At 42.6% G+C, this 6235-nt stretch carries 5 protein-coding genes; 4 read left to right on the forward strand and 1 reads right to left on the reverse strand.

Annotated features, from left to right (window positions below; genetic code table 11):
* Nucleotides 1-3 precede the first annotated feature (3 nt).
* Nucleotides 4-1101 carry a hypothetical protein gene (locus R7Q47_RS05020; protein WP_318088670.1) on the forward strand — a complete coding sequence of 366 codons (1098 nt, stop codon included), beginning with the start codon at nt 4-6 and terminating at the stop codon, nt 1099-1101.
* Nucleotides 1102-1263: 162 nt separating this feature from the next.
* A complete protein-coding gene (locus tag R7Q47_RS05025; protein ID WP_033905219.1) occupies nt 1264-2262 on the forward strand; it encodes an HAD family hydrolase in 999 nt (332 codons plus the stop codon).
* A 107-nt stretch (nt 2263-2369) separates the two neighbouring features.
* Here the strand turns inward: R7Q47_RS05025 and R7Q47_RS05030 are convergent, their stop codons facing one another.
* Nucleotides 2370-3887, reverse strand: a complete 1518-nt coding sequence (locus tag R7Q47_RS05030; RefSeq protein ID WP_262627620.1) for an arylsulfatase — start codon at nt 3885-3887, stop codon at nt 2370-2372.
* Between the two features lie 247 nt (nt 3888-4134).
* Here R7Q47_RS05030 and R7Q47_RS05035 point away from each other — a divergent pair, with 247 nt between their 5' ends.
* Nucleotides 4135-5571: an arylsulfatase gene (locus R7Q47_RS05035; RefSeq protein WP_262627621.1), complete on the forward strand. Its 1437-nt coding sequence runs from the start codon at nt 4135-4137 to the stop codon at nt 5569-5571.
* Nucleotides 5572-5723: 152 nt separating this feature from the next.
* Nucleotides 5724-6235 (forward strand): hypothetical protein (locus R7Q47_RS05040; protein ID WP_171343225.1); only part of this gene is annotated, 512 nt, incomplete at its 3' end.

The following is a 6235-nucleotide window of genomic DNA, read 5'->3' on the forward strand; positions in this document are numbered from 1 at the left end:
TGAATGCAAAAAATTAAGCTGCTCTCTAAATCATTACTCGTGATCTCGATCGGCATTGCTGCGAGTCAAACAACAGTGGCACAAGAAACAACATTGCTAGACCCAGACCAGGTATCGCCGACAACGGTTGTCACTCCACAAGAAGCTCAAATGACACCGGCGCAACGAGTCGAAAAGCTGTCTTATGATGCGCAAAATAAAAAGTTGTCTTCAGAAAAACGTATTGATGCTTTACGTGAGTTAGCCAACTATCCAAGCCAAAATGCGTTGGTTGCAGTTGCGCGTGGGTTGCAGGATGAAGATGCAGGTATTCGCGAAGCTGCGATTGTGGGAGCACAGCCATATATGATTGAGCACCGTTGGCGTTTGATTTCACCATTATTGAGTGATGACGCCGCCATGGTGCGAATTACAGCAGCGATTAACCTCGTTCGAGATTACGCCAATTTGAGTTCAGAGCAACAGCAGTCACTTGAAGGGCCTGTTTCAGAGCTGACAGCACACTTGTCCAGTAAGAACGATAATGTTTCCAAGTTATTACTTGCAGACGTTTACCGTTGGCATCGTGATTGGGATAAAGCGGCGCTGATATACCCAGAGTTAACTAAGCTTGAGCCAAACAACCCTCAAGTTTGGTTAAGCTATGCAGACAACTTCCGAGCGCAACAGCTAGACCAAAAAGCTATCAACGTGCTTGACGAGGGTATCAAGCTAAATTCAGAAGATGCCTCGCTGCATTATTCTAAATCTCTCGCTTTGGTTAGATTAGACAAAAAGAAAGAAGCGGCGTTTGAAATAGACAAAGCTGCGACGATGGCAAAGACGAACAGTTACTTTTGGTATTTAAATGGTGTTCTGCAAGAAGAGTTAGACTTGAAGAAGTCTGTCAACGCTTTTGAGCAAGCGTATTTGATATCCGGTGCTCCAGAACAATTGTATGCCGTGTGTGACATCTATGTCAGATACGGCAACCCTAAAACGGATGACTGTTTAACAGAGCTAACGAAGGTCGCTCCCGACTATGTTATTGAAGAGCTCAATCAGAAAAAGGGACGTAAAAGTGCCTCTACATCAGTTGAAGCCAATGAACTTAAACTCTAATCGGTAAATTCCATGTTCCTATTTCAATAAAATAGTGAACCAATTTAGTGACAGCGTCACTCTTTGGTGGTCGTTGGATATTTCAGTTCAATATGCGCCTGTTTCAATTGAACTATACTTTTGATTGGATTCGCATCTAGCACCTCAATATAAGGAATTAAGATGGCTATAAAGTTAAAGGCGATTGTCTTAGCAACAGGTTTTGCTCTGTCTAGTTACGCTGTTGCTGCTGATATGCAAGATCCACTTCCGTCATGGAACAACACTGACGCTAAGCAAGCTATTATGGCGTTTGTTACGAAAACAACGACCCAAGGTTCGGATTCCTATGTGCCTGAAAGCCAACGAATCGCGACGTTTGATAATGATGGAACACTTTGGGCAGAAAAGCCTGTTTATCTACAGTTGTTTTTTGCGATCGATAGAGTAAAAGAAATGGCCTCTGAGCATCCAGATTGGAAGACAACCGAACCCTTTGCTTCCGCATTAAAAGGTGACATGGAGGGGATTGGTAAACAAGGACTCGAAGGTGTAATGAAGCTTGTTATGGCAACCCATTCTGGAATGTCTACTGAACAGTTTCATCAAGAAGTTAAGGAATGGTTGAAAACGGCTGTCCATCCAACAACGGGTAGACCATACACTGAAATGGTATATCAACCTATGCTCGAACTGCTCGACTATTTAAGAGCGAACGACTATCAGACCTACATCGTTTCTGGAGGCGGAATTGAATTTATGCGCGTTTGGGCGCCGGAAGTATACGGCATTCCAACGCAAAACATCGTGGGAACGACGTTAAAGGCGGAATATCAAAGTGTTGATGGAAAACCTACCATCCAACGCATGCCGGAAATAGACTTTGTCAATGACAAAGCAGTAAAGCCTGTGACGATTCAAAACTTCATTGGCAAACGTCCGGTCATGGCGTTTGGTAATTCTGATGGTGATTTACAGATGTTAGAGTGGACGAAAGCAGGTTCAGGTCCAAGATTTTCTGCGATTATCCATCACACGGATGACAAGCGTGAATGGGCGTATGATAAAGATTCTCATGTTGGTAAGTTAGATAAATCGTTTAAAGTAGGTGAAGAGCAAGGTTGGCTATTTGTCGATATGAAACAAGATTGGAATCAAGTGTTTAAAGAGAGCACTAAATGATAATCTTTGTTTGACCATAACTTGCTGCAACCAAACAATTGCAACGAAATAAAAGGCCTCACAATTGAGGCCTTAGTTAATTCCACAATAGCTTCGATACCTAGGGTCTAGTTTCTAGGTTGCTGTGTCATTGTTTCTACCACTTTTTCAATACTTAACGAGCTACCTTTCGTTGCAGGGAACTCCTTAAATGTCTCTAGGAACTTACGCACGATAGCTTGAGCAGGAACGAACATCCACATTTGATCAGCGTAAAAATGTCTGACGTAAAGTGCTGCATCTGGACCGACCTCAAATGGATCCATACGAAGGTTTACAATCAAAGGCCAACTAGGTGTTTTGCGGTATGCCTCATTAATGGCACCCTCCATAATACTGAAGTGGATCTTCCAGTCTTTATAACGAACGGCGTTTAAATTACCACCAGCATCGAAGTAAAAGATTTCTTTGCGTGCGCCTTCATCAGCTTTACCAGTCAGCAGATCAAGTTGGTTGTAGCCATCTAAATGTGCTTTAAAGGTTTTGCCCGCTGCTTTATGACCCTTCAATAGTTTTTCTTTCACATCTGGTTCGCCCACAGCTGCGAGTAGAGTTGGCATCCAGTCTTCTTGTGAAAAGATATCGTTGATAACCGTTCCTGGTTTAATGTTTCCAGGCCAGCGTACCATCATCGGAACGCGGAATCCGCCTTCCCAAGTCGTACCTTTTTCGCCCTTGAACGGTGTAGTACCACCATCTGGCCAGGTAAATTTCTCAGCGCCATTATCGGTACTAAAAACAACAATGGTGTTATCTGCTACGCCTAGCTCTTCAAGTTTATCAAGCATCACACCTACTTGATCATCTAGGTCCATCATGCCATCGGCGTATAAGCCGTAACCTGACTTCCCTTGATATTCTTCACTCAAATGTGTCCAGACGTGCATACGGGTTGAGTTATGCCAAATAAAGAATGGTTTGTCTTCTTTTACTGCTTTTTCCATAAAGGCCAAGCTAGCATCCATGAACTCTCGGTCTACGTTTTCCATACGCTTACGAGTAAGGGGACCTGTGTCCTCGATTTTGCCATCCGCAGTCGCCTTCAACACGCCTCGAGGTCCGAATTTTTTACGAAACTCTGGATCTTTTGGATAAAACTCAGACTCAGGCTCTTCTTCCGCGTTTAAATGGTATAGGTTACCAAAGAACTCATCAAACCCATGGTTAGTTGGTAGGTGCTCATCTTGATCACCAAGGTGGTTTTTACCAAACTGACCAGACACATAGCCGTGATTTTTAAGTAACTCTGCGATAGTAGGATCTTTCGATTGAATACCCTCTTTTGCGCCGGGCATACCAATAGTCAATAGACCGGTACGAAACGGATGTTGACCCAGAATAAATGAGGCTCGTCCGGCAGTACAACTCTGTTGTGCGTAAGCGTCTGTGAAAATGGCACCTTCATTGGCGATTTTATCAATGTTAGGAGTCTTCCCTCCCATCATACCATTGTGATACGCACTAATGTTGTATACACCTACATCGTCACCCCAGAGCACAAGGATGTTGGGCTTATCGGCAGCAAAGGCTGTGGACGAAGCTAATGTACCGACCAATGCCATTACCTTTTTAATCGAGTTTCGCATGAAAATCCTCCGCGATAAATGAATCCATTATCGTTATATAACGTTACTAATTGTGTTCATCATGGCGAAGTCGAGTGAGATGACACCAAATGAGACAATGTAGTCAGTTGAATATAGTAGAGGTTTTTTGTTGCTTCCAAGTAATCCCTGTTTTTCAAAAATGTTAACTAACATGGACTGGACTTTAGTGTGTTTTAAGTGTGATAAGACGCACTTACAGGATTGAATTTCAATGAAAGGCGACACTATGAAAAATAAACTAGCAACTATCCTGTTTCTATGTATCCCGTTAGAAGTGGTTGCGGAAGAGACACCAAATATCGTGGTAATGTTGGTTGATAACCTTGGGTGGGGGGAACTAAGTTCCTATGGGAGTACCAGAGGTGTTGAAACTAAAAACTTAGATCAACTTGCTAGAGAAGGTGTACGCCTTACTAATTTTAATGTGGAACCGCAATGCACGCCAACTCGCTCCTCATTCATGACGGGGAGGCGAGCGCTTAGATCTGGGACAGATAAGGTTGTTTGGGGAGTGCCTTACGGTATGGTGAACTGGGAGATAACCATTGCAGAGAAGTTTAAGGAACAAGGATATAACACGAGCCTTTACGGGAAATGGCATTTGGGAGACCAAAAAGGGCGCTTTCCAACGGATCAAGGCTTTGATGAATGGTATGGCATTGCAAATACGACGGATGAGTCAGAATATAGCTCTCAACCCGGTTATAAAGCTATATTACCTAAACCTAAAATCCTTTCAGCTAGAGCAGGGCAGGACCCTAAAGGAGTCAAAGAATATAATTTGGACTCACGTAGAACGATTGACAGTGAGCTAGTTGAACATGCCACAGATTTTATAAATCGAAATGTGAAAGAGAATAAGCCATTTTTCTCTGTAATTACTTTTACTCAACCACATTTACCGACGCTACCTCATCCTGATTTTATTGGTAAAACAGGCAAAGGAAATTACTCAGATGTGTTAGCTGAGATAGATTTTCGAGCTGGGCAAGTTATTGGTGCAATAGAAAAAGCAGGAATTAAAGACAATACACTAGTGATTTGGTTTTCTGACAACGGTCCAGAGTGGCATATGCCATACCAAGGCTCTAGCGGGCCATGGCGTGGTGCATACTTTACGGCTCTTGAAGGCTCTCTCCGAACACCATTTATTGCCTCTTGGCCTAACCACATCAAACCGGGCAGAGTGAGTGATGAAATTATCCATGTTGTGGATCTATTTGCCTCACTTTCTCATGTCGGTGGATACAAATTACCAAGCGATAGAACAATAGATAGTATTGATCAGTGGGCCTTTTTAAAGGGAGATAGTGAAAAGTCTAATCGAGATGGTTTCATCGTTAACAATGGATCTGAAACCTACGCTTATAAGTGGGAAAATTACAAGATGCACTTTATTGATCAAGATATCATGCCGGAGAAAGGGCGCCCATTACAGATCCCTGAAATATACAATTTGATTGATGACCCTAAAGAGGAGTTTGATTTAAGAAATAATGCCACATGGTTATTTCCTATCATGATAGGAAAGAGAGTAAAGTTTGAATCTTCCGTTTCAACAAGCTGCGATACGATTCCTTTCCCTGCTCCATTTGGATATGAGCCCGATTGTAGCAAGGGGAATTTCAATCAATTTCCAGTGGATGGGTTACGCCAGAAGTAGTTTACCCCAATGGCTCTTTCTCGCATACATGAGGTATGTTTTTGGTTCAATATCTCATTAGAGCCATTTAGGGCCATGTTTTTTCTAGTTTCATTTGAACAGTCATATTCGTCGACCATACTTAAAGTTCGTTGTTTCATATGGGGCGAATTATGCAGCCAATACTCTACATTCAAATCGGTAATGTTCTTTGGGCGGTTTTAAGTGACGGTTCTTGGATCCAAATGTTGCCCAACGAACAATTAGTTCCAGAAGTAGAGGTGGTTGTTCTTAATACTGACATTCTCGATATTGCATTTAATGAAGATACAACAAGTGAGGATGAATCGAGTTCGAATGATCTTTTAATTGCATCTCAAAACGGTATTGAATCCACTTTTAATCAGAGCGTTCGAGATTTTAGTGAGTCTTCTGGTGGGTTAAGTTTTGTTGCCTATATTCGCGCTGTTTTACCTGAGCAACTCGTTTCTAATGGCTATGTTACTAGGCCAGCAGTGCAAGAAAGAGAGAACCCAACTTCTGAGACTCAGGCTCCTGAGCGGTTGAATCCCGATGCTATATTAACGGTGGATATTCTTGATGGCGGTGATGGATACGAAAACCAGTTTGAAGTTCCTAGTGTCACGATTCAAGGTGACGCACTCAAGATAAGCGATGAGTGGCT

The organism is Vibrio sp. Vb0349, from assembly GCF_033338975.1.